The organism is Streptomyces sp. NPDC046925, assembly GCF_040644915.1.
Lineage (GTDB): Bacteria > Actinomycetota > Actinomycetes > Streptomycetales > Streptomycetaceae > Streptomyces.
Window position 1 is genome coordinate 442,723 of the sequence record NZ_JBEYWZ010000004.1, and the last position, 16,557, is coordinate 459,279.

Consider the following 16,557-nt stretch of genomic DNA (forward strand, 5'->3'; position numbering starts at 1 on the left):
CGCGGTTCGTCCCTCCCCTTCGCCCCGTTGGAGTCCTCGTGACCACTTCGCAGAGCGCACCCCCCACGGGTGCGCCGCCCACGCACCCGCGCGCCTTCGAACCGGTGACCCTGGTCGTCAGCGCCCTCCTCGCCGTCCTCGGTTCCGTCATCGGCCTGGTGCTGATCACGACCCTGGGCATCGCCCCCAACACCTCCGTGATCGGTGCGCTGCTGGCGATGCTGATCGGCCGGATCTCCGTCGCCGGCCTGCGCAAGATGCGCGACCAGCACCGGCAGAACCTCGTGCAGTCGGCCGTGTCCGGCTCGACGTTCGCCGCCGCCAACTCGCTGATCACCCCCATCGCGGTGCCGTTCCTCATCGGCCGCCCCGACCTGGTGTGGACGATGCTGCTCGGTGCGGTGATCGGTCTGGCCGTGGACAGTTGGGTGCTGTTCCGCGTCTACGACTCGCGGCTCTTCCCGGCCACGTCCGCCTGGCCGGCCGGAATCGCCGCCGCCGAGACGATCAAGGCAGGCGACGAGGGCGGGAAGAAGGCCGCGGTGCTCGGCGTCGGAGCGGTCGTCGGCTTCGTCGGAGCGATGTTCAAGCTGCCCACCTCGGCTGCGGGAGTGGCATTCCTCGGCAACATCTGGGCGCTGCTGATGTTCGGCGTCGGCCTGCTCGTCGCCCAGTACGTGCCGGCCGCCTTCGACTACGACCTCGGCGCCAACTACGTCCCGCACGGCGTGATGATCGGCGCGGGTCTGGTGGCGCTGGTCCAGGCCGGACTGATGATGCGGGACCGCTCGGCGAAGAAGCAGGCCGCGGCCGAGCGGCAGGACGGGCGGTTCGACGCGGACTTCCGCACCGTCGACGCCCGCCGGCTGCGCCGCGGGCTGATCGAGGGCATGGCGCTGTTCGTCGTCGGCGCGATCGTCGTCGCCGTCGGCGGCGGGCTCGCGGCGGACATGGGCGGGTTCGCCCTCGTCGGCTGGGTGCTGCTTGCCGGGGTGGCCGCGCTGGTGCACCAGCTGATCGTGGGGCTCGCGGCGATGCACTCCGGGTGGTTCCCCGCCTTCGCCGTGACGCTGATCTTCCTGATCCTCGGCCTGGTGCTGAGCATCCCGATGATGCCGCTCGCTCTCCTGGTCGGGTACTGCGCGTGCACCGGACCGGCCTTCGCCGACGTCGGCTTCGACTTCAAGGCGGGCTGGCTGCTGCGCAAGGACGCCGTGCCGTGGAAGCCGTACGAGATGGCGGGCCGCCGCCAGCAGTACCTCTCGCAGCTGGTGGGCTTCGCCGTGGCGATCGTCATCGTCGCCATCGCCTGGAAGCCGTTCTTCTCCGACGGCCGGGTCCCGCCGGTCGCCCAGGTGTACGTCGACACCATCAAGGCCGGCCTCACCGACACACACGCCATCACGATGATGCTGCTGTGGGCGATCCCCGGTGTACTGATCCAACTCCTCGGCGGCTCCAAGCGGCAGATGGGTGTGCTCCTTGCCACCGGTCTGCTGGTGGCCACCCCGCAGGCCGGCTGGCTGGTGCTTGCCGCGCTCGCCGTCCGCTTCGGCTACACGCGCCGGCGCCGTTCGCAGGCCGCCACGAAGGAGGAGGCGGATGCGGCGGCCGAGACCGCCGACAACGACCTCGCCCTGGTCGGCGCCGGGCTGATCGCGGGCAGTTCCGTCCACGACGTCGGCCAGATCTACAAGGCGGTGTGACCGTGTCTCTGAAAAGCGGTGCGAACGTGTCCACGGCATCGGACGCCCGGGGCGTGCTTGGTCTGGTCACCATCGGCCAGGCCCCGCGCACCGACCTGACCCCCGACATCCTCCCGCTGACGGCCGGGCTCCGGCTGGCCGAGCACGGCGCCCTCGACCACGACCGGTTTGACGGCCCGGACGCCGACGCGGTACGCGCCGCCGTCGGCCCCGCCCCCGGCGAGGCGCCGCTGATCTCCCGGCTGCGCGACGGCGGTTCCGCCGTTCTTGGCCACGACGCGCTCGCCCCCCGGATGGCCGGCGCCGTCGCCCGCTGCGAGGCCGATGGCGCCGACGCCACGCTGCTGCTGTGCACCGGCCACTTCCCGCCGGTTCCGGCCGGGAGGCCGCTGCTGTACGCCGAGCCTCTCGTCCAGCACGGGGTACGGGCCCTGGTCGGCGCCGACCCGGTCGGTGTCATCTGCCCGCTGCCCGCCCAGCGCGAGGACGTCGCGGCGCGCTGGGCCCGGCTCCTGCCCGGCCAGGTCACCGCAGCCCCGGCGGACCCGTACGCCGCAGGCGCGCCGGAGCACTGCGCCGCGGCGGCAGGGGAGTTGGCCGCGGGCGGGGCGCGGTGGGTGGTCCTCGACTGCATCGGCTACACCGAGGAGATGCGCCGCGCGGCCGCTGACGCCGCCCGCGTGCCGGTACTGCTGGCCCGCTCTCTGGCCGTACGGCTGGCGGCGGAGGTCGCGCAGTCGGCGGCGCAGGCGCACGGCTGACGTCAGCGGGGCAGGCGGGGTCGTCCCGCCTGCCCCGACAATGAGCACCCGCCCCGATACCCAGCGGTACTTCTCACTGGACAGGTGGAGGGCCGCGTAGGCGATGTCCCCGGGCGCGCCCTCCGCGCCCGGGACGTTCGCCCGGCCGCGGAGTTCGCCGGCCGATTCGCGGACGTCGGCGGCAGTGGAAGACCTCGCACGGCCGCAAGCCCGAACGGCCGGTGGGCGCGCACCGGCCCGCGCCGGGTCGCCGGCCCGGCGGGCGTCGTATTCGGACAAGCCGTCGCGTTTCCCTATACACAAGGACGGGCGGACGGTGGACACTTGGACGGTTGAGCCCTGGCCGGCTCTGGGGCGGCGGCATCGGTGGGGTCCGGTGGGGGCCGTGGTGCACGGGGGCGACACCGGGGGCGACTCCTCCCGCAGGCCCCGAACAGACAGCACCGGTTTTCCGTCATTCGACATGGCCCGCTGAACGCACCTCCACGCCCCGCCGTATGGGCTCAGTGACAGGGCGGCCGCAGTTCGGTCGTCTTCGCTGCGCGGTCCCGGCTCATTGGTCCTGGCTCATTGAATGAAGGGAATCCGAGGAACCATGCCTCCCGAGATTGTCAGTCAGCAAGGCGCCCTGGCCGGCGAGCGGTTCGGCATCGGAGCAAAACCTCTCACGTTCGGCCGCAAGCCGGCGAACGACGTGGTGATCCGCGACGCGAGCATCTCGCGCTTCCATGCCGAGGTACGCCGCGAGGGCCATGGCTTCATGCTGTACGACCTGGGGAGCAGCAACGGCACGTTCGTCAACGGGGAGCGCATGACCTCCCGTGTCCTCCAACCCGGCGACCTGATCACGATCGGAGAGGAAACGTTCCGCTTTCAGGCGGCCAGTCCGATGGAAACCATCATGGACCTGTCCGTGCTCGAAGCGCTCACGCCGCCTCCGGCCGAGCAGCCGGTGCCGGTGCTCAAGGCCACGGTGTCGGGCGGCGGGCCCGCGGGGCTGGCTTTCGCCCTGCTGCTCGAGTCCCTTCTCGGCTCCCGGGTCGCCATCACGGTCTATGACGGCCGATGGACCCGGGACGGGGACAAGGTCGTATGGAAGGACGAGAAGCAGGGCAACGTCCGGCGGCAGCAGGTCGTCACCATCCAGAGTCGCCAGTACCTGGGCCTTCCCCAAGAGGTCCAGGACAGGCTGTTCAGGGACGGCACGTACAGCGAGATGTGGCCGGCGGGCCCGGACTCGATCAACGGTCACAACCCGCGGAACATCCGCATCGCCTACGTCGAGGACACGCTGCTCGAGCTGGCCAACGAGAAGCCGGACCGCATCCGCCTGGTCCCGGAGCGGTTCGACGCGGTCGAGCACCGCAAGACCGCTGCGGCGGACCACGTGCTCGCCATCTGCGAGGGAGGCCGCTCCCGCACGCGTGAGCACTTCGCCGAGAAGTTCGGCCAGGCCGACAAGTCCATCTACTCCCTGGAAGGCGCGCATCTCCAGGACGTGGTGCTCGGCCTCAAGGTGAAGTCCGCGCTCCCGGATCCGATGTCCGTGCTGCTGACGGTGGCGCAGAACCGCTTTCTCCTCAACTCCCTGCGCGGCGAGGGCTTCCTCAACATGCGGCTCACCGATGAGGAGGCGAAGGAGGTCGTGGGGATCGACCCCGTACGGCAGGTGTTCGAGGAGTGCATTGCCGCCCGCCCGTGCGTGATGAACCGGAGCGAGGACGGCGATTTCCGCTGCGACACCCACAGCACCCTGTTCCTGCCCGCCCTGATCAGGGGGTCGGCGCTGTGGAAGCGGGTCAAGGAGGGCCTGGCGCTTTTCGGCGTGCCCGAGTCCGAGCTGAGTGCCGTCACCGCCTTCCGCCTCGACATGGTGCAGCGGCCGCGGTTCACCGCCCGGCTGCACCCCAGGACGGCCACCGACCCCGGCACATACGGGTTCCTGCTGGGGGACGCCGCCAACGCCATCCACTTCTGGCCGGGGCGTGGCCTCAACAGCGGCTGGGGATCGGTCATCTCGCTCGCCCGGTCGCTCAGCGGCTGCTGGCGGGGACGGCCGTTGCGCGACGCGGACTTCGTCCGCCACGAGGCGGCCATGTCGATGCTGCAGTACCGGCACAAGAGCCGCGCCTGGAACTCCATGATCACCACGGATGAGCACGGGGTGACACGGGCCATCAAGGACAAGATCCAGCAGAGCATCTCGGAGTCCGCCGAGCGGGACCCGGACCCGGGCCTGGACCGGCGGTCCGACCTCGAAGCGCTCATGAGGCAACTCCGCGCGATCCGCGACCGCCTGGCGCCCAGGCTCCCCGGGATGCCGGACGACGCGACGCTCCTGAAGCACCTGGACACGCTGAACAGCCACAGCCTGTACACCTTGGTCCGCAGTGGCGCATGGGACACACAGATCGTCGGCGGCGAAGAGGTCGACATCGACATCTTCTATCCTGCGGAGCGGCTGGACCCGGTCCCGGCCGGGTGAGTGCCGAGTGGCTGGCCAGATGCTGAAAGATCAGGCTGCGAGCGTGGATCCGCCTCGACCGAGGGCCATGGTCGCGACGCGGCAGCCTGCCCAGGCGACGTCACCCCGGCCCCCCGGCACCCGCCACGCTCATCGACTACCTCAGGCCGGGCCGCCTCTCGCCGGTGGTGACGTCCACATCCGTGAGGGCCGCATCGGGATGCCGCGCCCCCGTCAGTACCTCGTCCTGCTTGGTGTCGCCGAGGAGGTAGCGGCGGAAGAAGGCACCGAGGTACGTGCCGGCGACATGGCGCTGCTGCGGCTCGGTCAGCTGCCTGTCCGGCGCCGCATCCTCACGGTCGGTGCACTGCCCGGGGTGTCCCTTCACCGGCGTGGCGTCGTCGAAGGCCGCGACCTGACCGCTCTGGGGCGACCACTGCGTGTTGAAGTAGTTGTGGTTCGCCCCGTGTATCGCAAACCGGTAGAAGCCGCGCCGGTTCCCCTTGGCCGCGTCGGCCGCGAACGACAGTGCCTCACCGCCGACCTGTCCGTCGCACGTTCCCCGGAAGGCGGCGAAGGGGGTCTTGGTGATCCTGTAGTTGGACATGTCCTCCGTCATCACGTTGTAGGCGGGCGCCAGCGCTGCCACCGCCTTGACGTCGACGCCCCTGGGGCCACTGCTTCCGATGGGTGTCGGCCGCCTGCCAGGTGGCCCCGGCCCCCGCCCGGGAATGCCCCATGATCCCCACGTTGCCCATGTCCACGTGGTGGGCGAAGCCGACGCGTCGCGCCGCTCCGGTCGCCGGGTCGGTGAACTTCCCGGCGAGCTCACCCTTGCCCTTGGAGCTGAGCTGCTGCCACATGCGCAGATGCCGGTTGATGAGATCCGCCCGCGCGGCAGCATTGTCGTCCCCCATCACGGAGGAGGCGTTGATGCCGTTGGCGCCTGCCGAGACCACGACGAACCCCTGTGCGGCCAGCTTGCGGCCCAGGTAGTCGTATCCGCGCTCGCTGGGAAGGGCGGGCGTTCCCGGCGCACACGGCCAGGCGGACAGCTTGGCGTTGGCAGCCTCGTACGCGGCGTCGTCCCCGCTGGCTTCGGCGGCGGTGCGCGCCGCGGCGGCCTTCCGGTCGGCGCAGGTGTCGTGCAGGCCGTGCAGCATCACGATCAGTGGATGCCGCCCCGTGCCCAGGTCGGCGGGGTAGTGCACCACCCCGGACAGCTCGCCCGGTTCACCCGTCTGCGGCAGGTGCCAGGCCTTGTCGCCCAGGTCGTAGCGGACCGTTCTGGTGGCCCCGGACGAAGGCGCCGCGCTCTGTCCCGTCGCCTCGCCAGGCGCCGCGGCACCGGTTGCGGCCGTATACGTGAAGGCTGCCGCGGCGGCGGACAGCACCGCCACCGACAGGCCCAGCAGACGAGCCGAAGCCCTCTTGTGCTTGCGTCGCTTCATCATCATTTCTTTCGCGGTGAGTTCGGTAAGTACGGGGCCGGCCGAGCGTCCGGTCGCGCTCGTGGCCGTTGCCGGGGGTGGAGGTGAAGGGGCGTGCTCAGCGGGCGGCGGAGTAGGAATCCACCACGAACTTGATGACCTGGTCCTGCAACGCGGCCCCTGACTTGCCTTCCTTCTTGATCATGTCTGTGCCGTGCCGTTCGCCCTTCCGGATGACCAGTTCCTTCTTGCGGGCAACGGAGGCCGCGTAGACCTCGCGAACTTCCTTCTCCACGTTGCCTTGCATGTCACCGGGCGAGGCCACGAGAAGCGTCGGAACGCTCAGCTTCTTCACCGCCACCACGCTGTCCGCCCCGGGGCCGCACCGGGCCGGCGAGGACATCATCAACAGGCCCACCACCCGCAGGGACGTATCGGCCCCGGCGGCCGCTGCGGTCGTTCCTCCGCACGACGCCCCCGCCAGAAACACCCTCTTCGCGCCGACACGCCGCAGTTCCGCAAGTCCGGCGCGGGCATCGCGGTCGATGTGCACGTTCTCGGCCAGTTTCTCGGAAGCGCCGTGATTGCGGTACTCGGGGATCACCACGTGGTAGCCGCGCTCGGCCAGTTGCCGCCCGATGTCGACGAACGAGCAGATGCTGTAGCCCTGTTCGTGATCCAGCAGAACGCCGTCGGGCCCGTCCCCCAGGACCAGCGCCGACAGATGCACGCCGTCGCTGGTCGTCAGCGTGGTGGCTTTGTTCCTCAGGTCCTTGGGCACGCACGTGTTGACGCGATGCCCCCGTGCCGTGCGCACCGTGGTGTCGGGCCAGCTCGGCTTGTACGCGACCGGCTCATGATCCGGCGGCGGCGCGGGAGCGCTGCTCCGTGTCCCGGAGGGCACCGGCGCGGTGGACGTCGCGGCTCGCGCTTCCGGATCGTGCCCGGACCCGCCGGCCGGGCTCGCACAGCCCGACACCAGGCCCAGACACGCCAGCGTGGCGGCAGCAGCAGCTCTGACTTTCAGCACGATCTTCCTCAGGTCTCACGTCCGACGGCGACGTGTCCCGCGCTTGCCGGACACGCACGTCCGCACCAGGGCGGAACATCCCTTACGCCTTGACAGACGTACGGCCCTGCCCGAGGTTGCAGGCCGTGTCGATCATGTTCCGGAAGCGGGGGAGGCGGACGGGCCGCGCCACAGCCAGACGCCCGCACCTCGCGGTGAACTGCAACCTGTCGGCGCCCCACACGTCCTTCCCTGTAGAGGACACCCCTTGAAAGCCCTGAACCGCTCGATTCACGCAACAGGTTGACGCATATGCCAGAAATGACCCGCCGGGAAACCACCCGCGGCAGCATCCCGACGTCCCCACGGCGCCCCGGACCGGATGACGGCCGACGCACACAGCGTCAGTACGCCTCCCTTACCCCGCCCGTGGGGATAGGGCGCTGATGGCTGCCGTTTACGCCGGTGAAGGTGCCTTCCCGCGCAGCCGGTGGCGCTGGCTACTGGCCCGCCTCTCCCCGGACCGCAACAGATCGGACCGCGAAGGCCGGCTGTCGGGCACGACGTCGGAAGAAGTCGACCGGCTGTACCGCCACCGCAGGCTCGACCTCGTGCGCCTGGCCGTTCTCCTGGTCGACGACATCCCCACAGCCGAGGACGTCGTCCAGGAAGCCTTCGCGGCCCTCTACCGGCGGCACGGCACCTCGCTCGACACCATCGCCGACCCCGAGGCCTACATACGGCGCAGCGTGATCAATACCTCCAGGGACGTGCTGCGCAGGAGGCGCACCGTGCGCGCCTACATCCCCCCGCGCATCCTCCCCGTACCCCCTCCGGAAGAAGAGGTCCTCCTCAGGGAAGAACACCAGGAAGTGCTGCGCGCACTGAGACTGCTCACCGTGCGGCAGCGGGAGGTCCTCGTTCTCAGGTACTGGTCGAACATGTCCGAAGCGGACATCGCAGCAACCTTGGGCCTGTCTCGGGGTGCGGTGAAGTCCACAGCGAGCCGGGCACTCACGGCTCTGGCCGGCAGACTGAAGGAGACGCCGTGACAGCCATCGAGGACCGCCTGCGCGCCGCACTGCATGCCCGGACCGACCAAGTCACCTCCCTCCGAACGGACTTCCCGCCACCGAACCGCGCACGGACGGTCATCCACCCCCGGCTGCGCACGGCTGCGATAGTCCTTCTGGCCGCAGCGGTGACAGTTGTCCTCCTCATGCTGCCGCGGCTCCTTTCACAGGACGCCCCATCAGCCCCCGCCGACACCCCGCCACCCGCCAGCCCGAGCAACAGCCCGTCGCCTTCCCCCGCCCCTTCCTCACCGGACGAGACACCTGGACCTGTCGCACCGTGAGGCAGCCGGGGCTGCGGAGGTACCGGACTGCACCGTGCGCCGGGCGTTGGCTTGCTTCTTGCTGCTTGACGGCCCGATTCCCGTAAAGGCCTGCCGCGCTGGGGCATTGGGAGCATGCTGGAGGCACGGCGTGGGGTGGTCAGCAGCACAGGCGGCCTGGCAGCGGGAGCGGTGCACACGTCATGTCACACGTCTTTGAGGTTACGGATCTGGATGCCGCCCTCGCGCTCATCCGCGAGCAATACTCCTCAGTGCAACTGAAGTTGCACACCGAGCGCCCCCTGCTGCGCATTCGGCAGGATCCTCTTGGCCAGGCCCGCCTGGACCGGGTGACGTTTCGCATGCACTACGACTTCACCGGCGACCCGTTGGGACTTGTGTTCGTCGGCCATCTGCTCAGAGGGCGGTCCTGGTTCCGGTCGAGCCGGGACGAAGTGCACGTTCAGCAGGGCGATGTCTTCCTCCTGAGCCAGCCCGACGCCTCGCTTCAAGGACGTGTGGACAGTGCCGTCATTGACTTCGCGGTCGTCGAACCGAGCCTGTTGGGCGACATCGCGCAGAATGCGCCCGGCGTGCGGGGGCCGGTGCGGCTCCTGGGCCGCCGGCCCTTCTCGCCCCTGGCCGGCGCGCAGTGGTCCCACACCGTGGGGCTGGTCCGCGAACTGGTCACCAGCCCTCTGACGCTGAAGAGCCCGCTGATCACGGCACAGGCGGAGCGGCTGCTCGCCGCGGCCACACTGGCGGCGTTTCCCAACACCACTCTGACCGACCCGACGATCCAGGACCGGCGCGACGCGCACCCGGCCACGATGAGCCGTGCCTTGGCCTACATCGAGGAGCATCCCCGCGAGGATCTGACGGTCATCGAGATCGCCCGCGCGGCCCGGGTCAGTGTCCGCGCCCTGCAGCTGGCATTCCGCCGCCACCTCGACACGACCCCCATGCGCTACCTGCGGGAGGTGCGGCTGCAGCACGCGCACGGGGAACTGCGCGACGCGGTGCCGGGGCAGGGGGTCACCGTGACGAGTGTGGCCGCGCGATGGGGATTCTCGACACCCTCGCGGTTCTCCACCCTCTACCGGCAGACGTTCGGCTTTCCGCCCGCTCAGACCTTACGGGGAGAGCGCCGCCTGATCCCGCTCAGCGGGCAGGCCTTGAACTGACACCCCGCCACTCATGTGCGTTTGCACGCAAGCTGACAGCCCATGCGGGCCGTTGCCCAGCGGCGGCGCCGGGTGGTACGAGTTGGAATGAGCGAGCTGATGCAGGCAGCTGTCCCTACAGAACGGCCGGAGTCTGCAGCCTCATGTCGACGTAGACGCCGGTCGAGCCCGCCCCGTCGGCTCGTTGAGCGACCGGGACGACGGGGACGGGCTCTTCGTAAAGAGGCGAACGGCACGCCTCCCGCGTGCGTGCCACCGCCGGCCGGATCCGCCGTCGCCGTCCTCCGGCGGATCCGGCCCTCACACCGCTCCGGGGGAGCGCATTGAGCATTGCGCACCCGCGCGTCGGCCACCTTCCCAGAAACGCACGACGCTCCGGCAGGTCAGCGCATGGACCCCCTACAGAAAACGAAGCACCGGACGCTGGGGGCCCGCCTCTGCTGCTGGAACCGGCACTGATTGCTACCGCAGGCCGCACGATCAAGGGAGGATTCCCGGGGCTGGTGAGTTGCTGGTGGCCGTGCGTGCCTAGTGCGGGTCATAGTTGCCGTTGGTGGTCAAGTCCTGCGTGACGGTGGACACCTGGAAGCCGTCCGGGGCGTACTGGATGCAGCCGCCGCTGCATTGCACGGTGAGTTCGCTCGCCTGGGCGCTTGCGACCGGTCCGATCAGCAGTGTCACGGCGAAGCCGCTCGCGGCAAGCAGGCCTGTGGTCCAACGAGTTGTCCGCTTCATCTCATCTCCCTTGTGTGACCCTCGACGGCCACACCGTGGCATGCGGTGCCTGCCGACGGCGAACCTTTCGACTCCAATTTGAAGCTCGTGTCGCAACAGTCGTCTGACTGGGGCTGATTGACTGTCGATGTCCTCGCTAGGAGGCCGACGGGGACAGGGACGCGCCGGGCCCCTCCCGTCGCGGGTGTTCAGACGGCTTTGCCGCGGGCGATGTAGAGGTTCATGTCGGTGAAGTCGAGGGTGATGTTGTAGGGCTTGTGGAAGGTGTGGAAGAACGCCGCTCGCACCTCGAACCCGTAGGGGGCGAGATCGGCCTGCGGGTGTGTCTCGCAGTAGATGTTGCGGGCGGCGGCGTTGCCCAGGCGGATCTCGCGGGGATAGCAGGGGAAAGTGGTGGCCGGGTGGCTGTGGGCGAAGGTCCCGATCGGACGGTCGTGGTCGGTACGGATGTTGAGCTGTTCGGCGGTCGGACCGAATATCACCGCGGCGCTTTCGCCGCCGCTACCGCCGAAGTTCACGCCCACCACTCCGGTGCGGGAGCCGGCGACGCTGCCCCTGGTGTGCAGGTACTGGTCGGTCAGCCACAGCGGCAGGGGCTCGGCCCCCGCCCGTAGCGCGGCGGCGCGCGCCTTGCCGGCCGTTTCGGGGGTGCGGCGGCGCAGGATCAGTTGGCGGCCCGCGTAGTCGAAGGTGGTCAGCAGATGCTGGAAGACCCACGTGCCGATCATGCCGTCACTGCCGGTGCCGCTGCCTGTCTCCTGGTCCGACTCCGTAGATGACCAGCCCACCGGAACGTTGCACAGTTCGATCTCGCCCAGCCGGAGGGAGTCCAGGATCCCGTAGTTCGCCCAGATGGTGCCGCCCTCGTAATCGACCTGCTGACGGGCGACGGGGCGCAGACCGGCCTCCTTGGCCGCTGCCGCGCTCAGGCTCAGGTTGGGGGCACCGGTGTAGAAGGTGAAGCGCTTGGTCGGTCCGCCGTTGACCGAAGCCTCTACCAGCGGCATCGGGTCCATCTGCTGGATGGGAAGCCGGGCGGCGTCGCCGTGGAGCTTGTACGGCTCGCCGTCGACTGCCGCGAACCACTGGGCATAGGTCTTCTCGCCTCCCGCGCGCCAGTGCGGCGCGGAGAGGCCGAGCTTGTCCTGCCGCAGATAGCAGTCGCCCAGCAGTAAGTGGGTCTCCTTGTCGCCGGGCGCAGTCTTGAGGGCTCTGGTCAGATATTTCTCGGCGTCGGGAAACTTGTTGGCCAGCAGCCCGATATAGCCGCGGCGGCGCGCTGCGTGCAGATTCGCGGGGTCCTTCTCCAGGACCCGCTCGTACGCGCGGGCGGCCTCTTCGAATTCCCCGGCCTCAAACAGTGCATCCGCGTTCCGGCTGCCGCCCAGCGCCGCTGCCGGGCCGCCCAGCAGTGGCCCGGCCGCGGCAGCACCCGTCAATACGGCGGCGCCCCGCAACAGTGAACGCCGTTCCCACGCCCGGTACTTGGCCACGTCTGCTCCTTGTGATCGTCCTGCCGCCACCCGCTGCGCCGGCAGAGGCCCGAAGACGCTGCCGCGCACGGTGTGGTGAGTGACGTTCACTGAAGCCGCAGGGCTGTTGCGGGGACGTATGCGTTTTTCCATACGCCCCCGATATACCGGGAGCCCCGGATGCCCCGGCATCGTAAGTGCCGAAGGCCGTACGTCAGCTTTGTTCGGCGGCCATGGAGTCGAAGGTCTCCCGCATCAGCTGATCGATGACTCCGGGCCGTCCGGCCATGGTGTCGAAAAGGTCGGCGAGCAGCCACAACACGAAGCCGTGCACCAGAGCCTCCGCCGGCGGAATCTGCCCGAATCGGTCGCGCCAGGCTACGGTGTCCATGCCCATCGCAGCGGCCATGAGGACGCCGGTGGCCATCGGCACCTGGGTCGGATCTGCCTTCTCGAAGGTGGGGAGTCGGCGGATCACAGCGGGGATCAGATCGCTGAGCGGATCAAGCCGGTTCTCGCTGCCGGATTGTTCGGCGATCAGGTATCCGGTCAGCACGCCCACGAGGAAGACCGTGCCGCGGGACACCTCCTCACGCCCGTACGCCTCCACTGCGGCCTCGACCTGCTGCTGGGCCTCCTGGCGGTCCCCGGCGGAGGTCCGTTCGTCCAGGACCCGGTAGGAGGCCCACGCTGCACGGATCGCCTCATCCGCAACTACGCCGTCACTCGTCATGGACCAAACCCTAGGTGTTGCCGGCCATAACGCTGATGTCACCGCGTGGATGCGGGAGCCGTCGTTCCGCCGGCCGCGCGTTCGGCGACGTCGGCGGGGGCGGCGGCGATGACGTTCTCGAGCGCGGACCGGGAGATTTCCAGGTCGGTGATGGCCTTGGTGATCCGCTCGCGTTCCTTGAACAGGTCGGCGAGAAGGTCGGAACAGGTCGGCACCAGGCGCTCGTCCTCGTCGCGCAGGCACGGCAGGATCGTGGCGATGGTGGCGGTACCGAGGCCGGCGGCGAGCAGGCTGCGGATGCGGCGCACGGTGTCCACGTCCGCCTCGTTGTACTCGCGGTAGCCGCTGGGGCGGCGCTCGGGCTGAAGCAGGTGCTGCTCCTCGTAGTAGCGCAGCAGTCGTTCGTGTACGCCGGTCCTGCGGGACAGCTCACCGATCCGCACGTGATCCTCCTGACCGATGCCTCGGCAGCGGCAACGCCGCTTGACTCTCACATCGATGTGAAACTCTAGCCTCCCGGGCATGAGTAAGAACTTCGCCTCGCTCGCTGCTTTGTGCGCGAGCGTCTTCGTTGTCGGTACGTCGGAATACCTGGTCGCGGGCCTGCTGCCCGAGGTCGGCGCAGATCTTGAGGTGTCGCAGGGCATCGCCGGGCAGGCGGTGACCGCCTACGCGCTCGGGGTGGTGATCGGCGGTCCCGTGGTGACCATGGCGACCGCGCGACTGCCTCGCAAGGGTCTGGCGCTCGGCCTGATGCTGCTGTTCGCCGCAGGCAGCGTCCTCAGCGCGCTGGCCCCGTCGTTCGGGATGCTGCTGGCCGGGCGGGTGATCTCCTCGCTCAGCCACGCCGCGTTCTTGGCGCTGGCGCTGGTGATGGCCACGAGCGTGGTGCCCGAGCACAAGACCGGCTCGGCGATTGCCACCGTGGCCTCCGGGTTCACCGTGGCCACTTTGCTCGGGGTGCCCTTGGGCTCGCTGCTGGGGCATGCCGCCGGATGGCGCGCTCCGTTCGCGGTGCTCACCGCGCTCACCCTGGTCGCCGTCGCGTTGCTGGCGCTGGTGCTGCCCCGGCAGCAGGCGCCGGCTACGAGCCTGCGTGACGAGTTGCGGGTGGTGACCCGCAAGCCGGTGCTGCTGGCCATTGCCACCACGGCGGTCGGCTTCTCCGGTGTCACCGTCGTGTTCACCTACATCGCGCCGCTGCTCACGCGCGTCGCCGGCTTCTCCCCGGTCGCCGTCTCCGCCCTGCTGCTCGCCTACGGCGCCGGCAGCTTCCTGGGCAATCTGGCTGCCGGAAAGCTGACCGACAAGTACATGTCCGCGACCGTACGCGGCGTGTTCGGCGGCCTGACCGGTGTGCTGGTGGCCATGCCGTTCGCCGCCGTCTGGCAGCCCACCGCGGTCCTCGCCGTCCTCGTCCTTGGCCTGCTCGCCACCGCCACCATCGCTCCCCTGCAGAGCCTGATCCTGCACCACGCCGGGGCGGCCCCGACCCTGGCGACCTCCGCCAACGTCGGCGCGTTCAACCTCGGCGCCGCGGTCGGCTCCGTCCTCGGCGGGCTCCTCGTGACCGCGGGCGCACTGCGCTGGACCGGTCTGGCCGGGGCCGTGCTGAGCGTGACCGGCCTGGCCCTGACCTACCTGATTTTGCCCCGCACCCGAAACACGTCACGTACTGACAACGCCGGTATCTCTACCGCCGCTTGAACATCCGCGCTCACCCCCTGGAAAATGCCGGGCTCACCCCTGCTCCGATGGCGAGGTCCCGCCGTGTCGACCGCGATGGTGTCGCACCGGACGGGGCCAGGTGTCGGCATGGAGCGGGGCGAGGCGGCTGCGTGTCGTTATCCTGCGTGGCTGTGGCGGGTCTCGAAGCGGTCGAAGGCCGCTTCCTGGCGCCACTGCGCGGCTGCCTTCGGGCTGGAGTCGAGGAGCCTGGCGCACGCCGTCGAGGGTTTGGATTCGCCGGGCACATCGTGGTGGCACCGCGTGGCGCGCCGGTAGTTCTCTGTCGTGGCGCGATCACGCCACAGGCTGCGCCCGGGCAGGAAGGCGTACTCCAGCGAGGCGCGCGCCAGATCCTTCAGTTCCGGATACGAGAGGTCGTAGGTGTGGGCCGCGTACCGGTACTCGTGGCTGATATCGGTCCGTGAGATGCCGGGGTCGTCCGTGGCCAGGACGATGGGTACGCCGTGGGCCCGGTAGGCGTTGAAGGGGTGCTCCTCCCCGGCGACGCCGAGGATCTGGGCGTTGCTGGTGAACGGCACCTCGACCGCCACGTGTCGTTTCGCCATGGTGCGGGCCAGGTTCTGCCAGTCGTCCTCGTGGACGAGGTCGACACCGTGGCCGATGCGCTCGGCGTGGGCGGTGTGTACGGCCTCGTTGATGTGGAAGGTCAGGTCCTCCGGTTTGACCAGGCCGGGCCACAACTCGCCCGCGTGCAGGGTGATGTGGGCTTTGGGGTACTGCTGGTGGAGGTAGTCCAGCATGCGCATCTGCAGCCGGTAGTGGCGCAGTGCACTGTCCCCGTCCTCGGGCTGGACCAAGTTGACGGCCACGAAGCGGGGATCCTTCTCGGCCAGCCTGAGGCCGAGCGCCATCTGGGTGAAGACGCGTTCGGGTGAACTCCCGCGGGAGACCTGGGAGATCCAGCGCATCGGCAGTTTGCAGCCGGGGGAGGGGTCGGCGGTGGCACAGCGGCCTGCGGCCCTGCGTTCGGTGTCGGCCTCGTCGGCCTCGCGCCGCGCCTCGGCGACCAGGCGGTCCAACCCGCCGTCGGCTTGCAGCTTGTTGTGGAGCCGTTGCAGGTCGGCGTCCCAACCGACCTTGTCGGCCAGGCGTTTCGCGGATCCGGAGGCGGGGGTGTTCATGGTTTCCAGGTAGAACTGATTCTGTTCCGCCGCGGTGTCGGCGACCTCGGCCAGGAGCTCGCCCGTGTGGCGCCAGGGCACCTCGCCGAACTTTTCGAAGGTGGCGAAGAAGTGGTCGTGTCCGGGCTCGTCGGCCGGGAAGTCCTGCATCGACCAGGCCCGCACCAGGGAGCGGCGGAAGTCGGCGTCGGAGCGCGCGTCGGAGGCCGGCCGCTGTCCCTTGCCGCACGGTCCCTCGACGGCAGTCATCGACTTCTTCTCGATGCACAGTCCGTCCCGCCCGGCGAGCTCGATCAGGTACTCCGTCGAGACGGCACCGGAGAGGTGGTTGTGGAGGTCCGCACCCTTGGGCAGGGCGCGGAAGAATTCCCGGGCGGCGGTGGTGTCGTGACGCAGGGTCCGCAGGTACGCGTCGGTACGCAGCTCACCCGCGCTGGGCAGCCGCGGCGCCGCAGCAGACCGCGCATCGCCGGGACCGGCGGAGCCGGCCCCGGCCGGGCCGGGGTCCGTGGCATGGGCGGCCGGCGAGAGCAGAGACAGGGAGGACAAGGCGGCCAGGGCCGCGGCGCCGAGCGGCAGAGGGCCCCGGCGCATACGTGCTCCGGCAAGGAAGTGGAAGATCACCTACGGATCTTCGCCGCGCCGCGAACCGGACCGGGGGACACACACCGCTACTGATGGGGAAACCACCCGACCGAGTGCTGTGCTGTGCCCGGGGCTGATGCCCGCCGAAGCGTCCAGCGGCGCCAAAGGGCTCGCACCGCGCCCTTCAGGTTGCCAAGAGCGGCCATACGAGGGGCGGTTGCGCAGATTTCGGCGCGCAGCCGTAGGCTGCGCTCGTGGGACACACGGGCGTC

The 16,557-nt window shown here is 69.7% G+C and carries 14 protein-coding genes; 6 read left to right on the forward strand and 8 right to left on the reverse strand.

Features of this window, described 5'->3' with window-relative positions:
• Positions 1 to 38: 38 nt before the first annotated feature.
• The 3 genes from ABZ906_RS20475 (at position 39) to ABZ906_RS20485 (ending at position 4,952) form a co-directional block, all read left to right on the forward strand.
• Entirely contained in the window at positions 39 to 1,706 is a 1,668-nt protein-coding gene (locus ABZ906_RS20475; RefSeq protein WP_361384354.1) for an OPT/YSL family transporter, read from the forward strand.
• A 26-nt stretch (positions 1,707 to 1,732) separates the two neighbouring features.
• On the forward strand, positions 1,733 to 2,467 hold the full coding sequence (locus ABZ906_RS20480; RefSeq protein WP_361384357.1) for an AroM family protein: 735 nt from the start codon (positions 1,733 to 1,735) through the stop codon (positions 2,465 to 2,467).
• Positions 2,468 to 3,062: 595 nt separating this feature from the next.
• Positions 3,063 to 4,952: an FHA domain-containing protein gene (locus ABZ906_RS20485; protein ID WP_361384360.1), complete on the forward strand. Its 1,890-nt coding sequence runs from the start codon at positions 3,063 to 3,065 to the stop codon at positions 4,950 to 4,952.
• 136 nt (positions 4,953 to 5,088) lie between these two features.
• Here the strand turns inward: ABZ906_RS20485 and ABZ906_RS20490 are convergent, their stop codons facing one another.
• The 3 genes from ABZ906_RS20490 to ABZ906_RS20500 form a co-directional block, all read right to left on the reverse strand.
• Positions 5,089 to 5,538, reverse strand: a complete 450-nt coding sequence (locus ABZ906_RS20490) for a hypothetical protein (protein ID WP_361384363.1) — start codon at positions 5,536 to 5,538, stop codon at positions 5,089 to 5,091.
• Positions 5,465 to 6,382, reverse strand: a complete 918-nt coding sequence (locus ABZ906_RS20495) for a hypothetical protein (protein ID WP_361384366.1) — start codon at positions 6,380 to 6,382, stop codon at positions 5,465 to 5,467. The genes ABZ906_RS20490 and ABZ906_RS20495 overlap by 74 nt, the downstream gene beginning before the upstream one ends.
• A 97-nt stretch (positions 6,383 to 6,479) precedes the next feature.
• A complete protein-coding gene (locus ABZ906_RS20500) occupies positions 6,480 to 7,142 on the reverse strand; it encodes an alpha/beta hydrolase (RefSeq protein ID WP_361384369.1) in 663 nt (220 codons plus the stop codon).
• A gap of 674 nt (positions 7,143 to 7,816) precedes the next feature.
• Here ABZ906_RS20500 and ABZ906_RS20505 point away from each other — a divergent pair.
• Positions 7,817 to 8,422: a SigE family RNA polymerase sigma factor gene (locus ABZ906_RS20505; protein ID WP_361384372.1), complete on the forward strand. Its 606-nt coding sequence runs from the start codon at positions 7,817 to 7,819 to the stop codon at positions 8,420 to 8,422.
• A gap of 487 nt (positions 8,423 to 8,909) precedes the next feature.
• A complete protein-coding gene (locus ABZ906_RS20510) occupies positions 8,910 to 9,890 on the forward strand; it encodes a helix-turn-helix transcriptional regulator (protein ID WP_361384375.1) in 981 nt (326 codons plus the stop codon).
• A gap of 528 nt (positions 9,891 to 10,418) precedes the next feature.
• Here the strand turns inward: ABZ906_RS20510 and ABZ906_RS20515 are convergent.
• The 4 genes from ABZ906_RS20515 to ABZ906_RS20530 all read right to left on the reverse strand — a co-directional run bounded on the left by ABZ906_RS20515 (position 10,419) and on the right by ABZ906_RS20530 (position 13,273).
• A complete protein-coding gene (locus tag ABZ906_RS20515) occupies positions 10,419 to 10,625 on the reverse strand; it encodes a hypothetical protein (protein WP_361187003.1) in 207 nt (68 codons plus the stop codon).
• Between the two features lie 188 nt (positions 10,626 to 10,813).
• The gene (locus tag ABZ906_RS20520) at positions 10,814 to 12,118 is read right to left on the reverse strand and encodes a tetratricopeptide repeat protein (RefSeq protein ID WP_361384378.1); all 1,305 of its coding nucleotides are present in this window, start codon (positions 12,116 to 12,118) and stop codon (positions 10,814 to 10,816) included.
• A 193-nt stretch (positions 12,119 to 12,311) separates the two neighbouring features.
• A complete protein-coding gene (locus ABZ906_RS20525; protein ID WP_361384381.1) occupies positions 12,312 to 12,830 on the reverse strand; it encodes a hypothetical protein in 519 nt (172 codons plus the stop codon).
• 38 nt (positions 12,831 to 12,868) lie between these two features.
• On the reverse strand, positions 12,869 to 13,273 hold the full coding sequence (locus tag ABZ906_RS20530; protein ID WP_361384384.1) for a MerR family transcriptional regulator: 405 nt from the start codon (positions 13,271 to 13,273) through the stop codon (positions 12,869 to 12,871).
• A 79-nt stretch (positions 13,274 to 13,352) separates the two neighbouring features.
• On the opposite strand from ABZ906_RS20530, the gene ABZ906_RS20535 reads away from it, so the two are divergent.
• Positions 13,353 to 14,537 (forward strand): MFS transporter, encoded by a 1,185-nt coding sequence (locus ABZ906_RS20535; protein ID WP_361384386.1) that lies wholly within the window; start codon positions 13,353 to 13,355, stop codon positions 14,535 to 14,537.
• A gap of 137 nt (positions 14,538 to 14,674) precedes the next feature.
• On the opposite strand, the gene ABZ906_RS20540 is transcribed toward ABZ906_RS20535, so the two are convergent.
• Positions 14,675 to 16,294, reverse strand: a complete 1,620-nt coding sequence (locus ABZ906_RS20540) for an adenosine deaminase (RefSeq protein ID WP_361384389.1) — start codon at positions 16,292 to 16,294, stop codon at positions 14,675 to 14,677.
• Positions 16,295 to 16,557 lie beyond the last annotated feature (263 nt).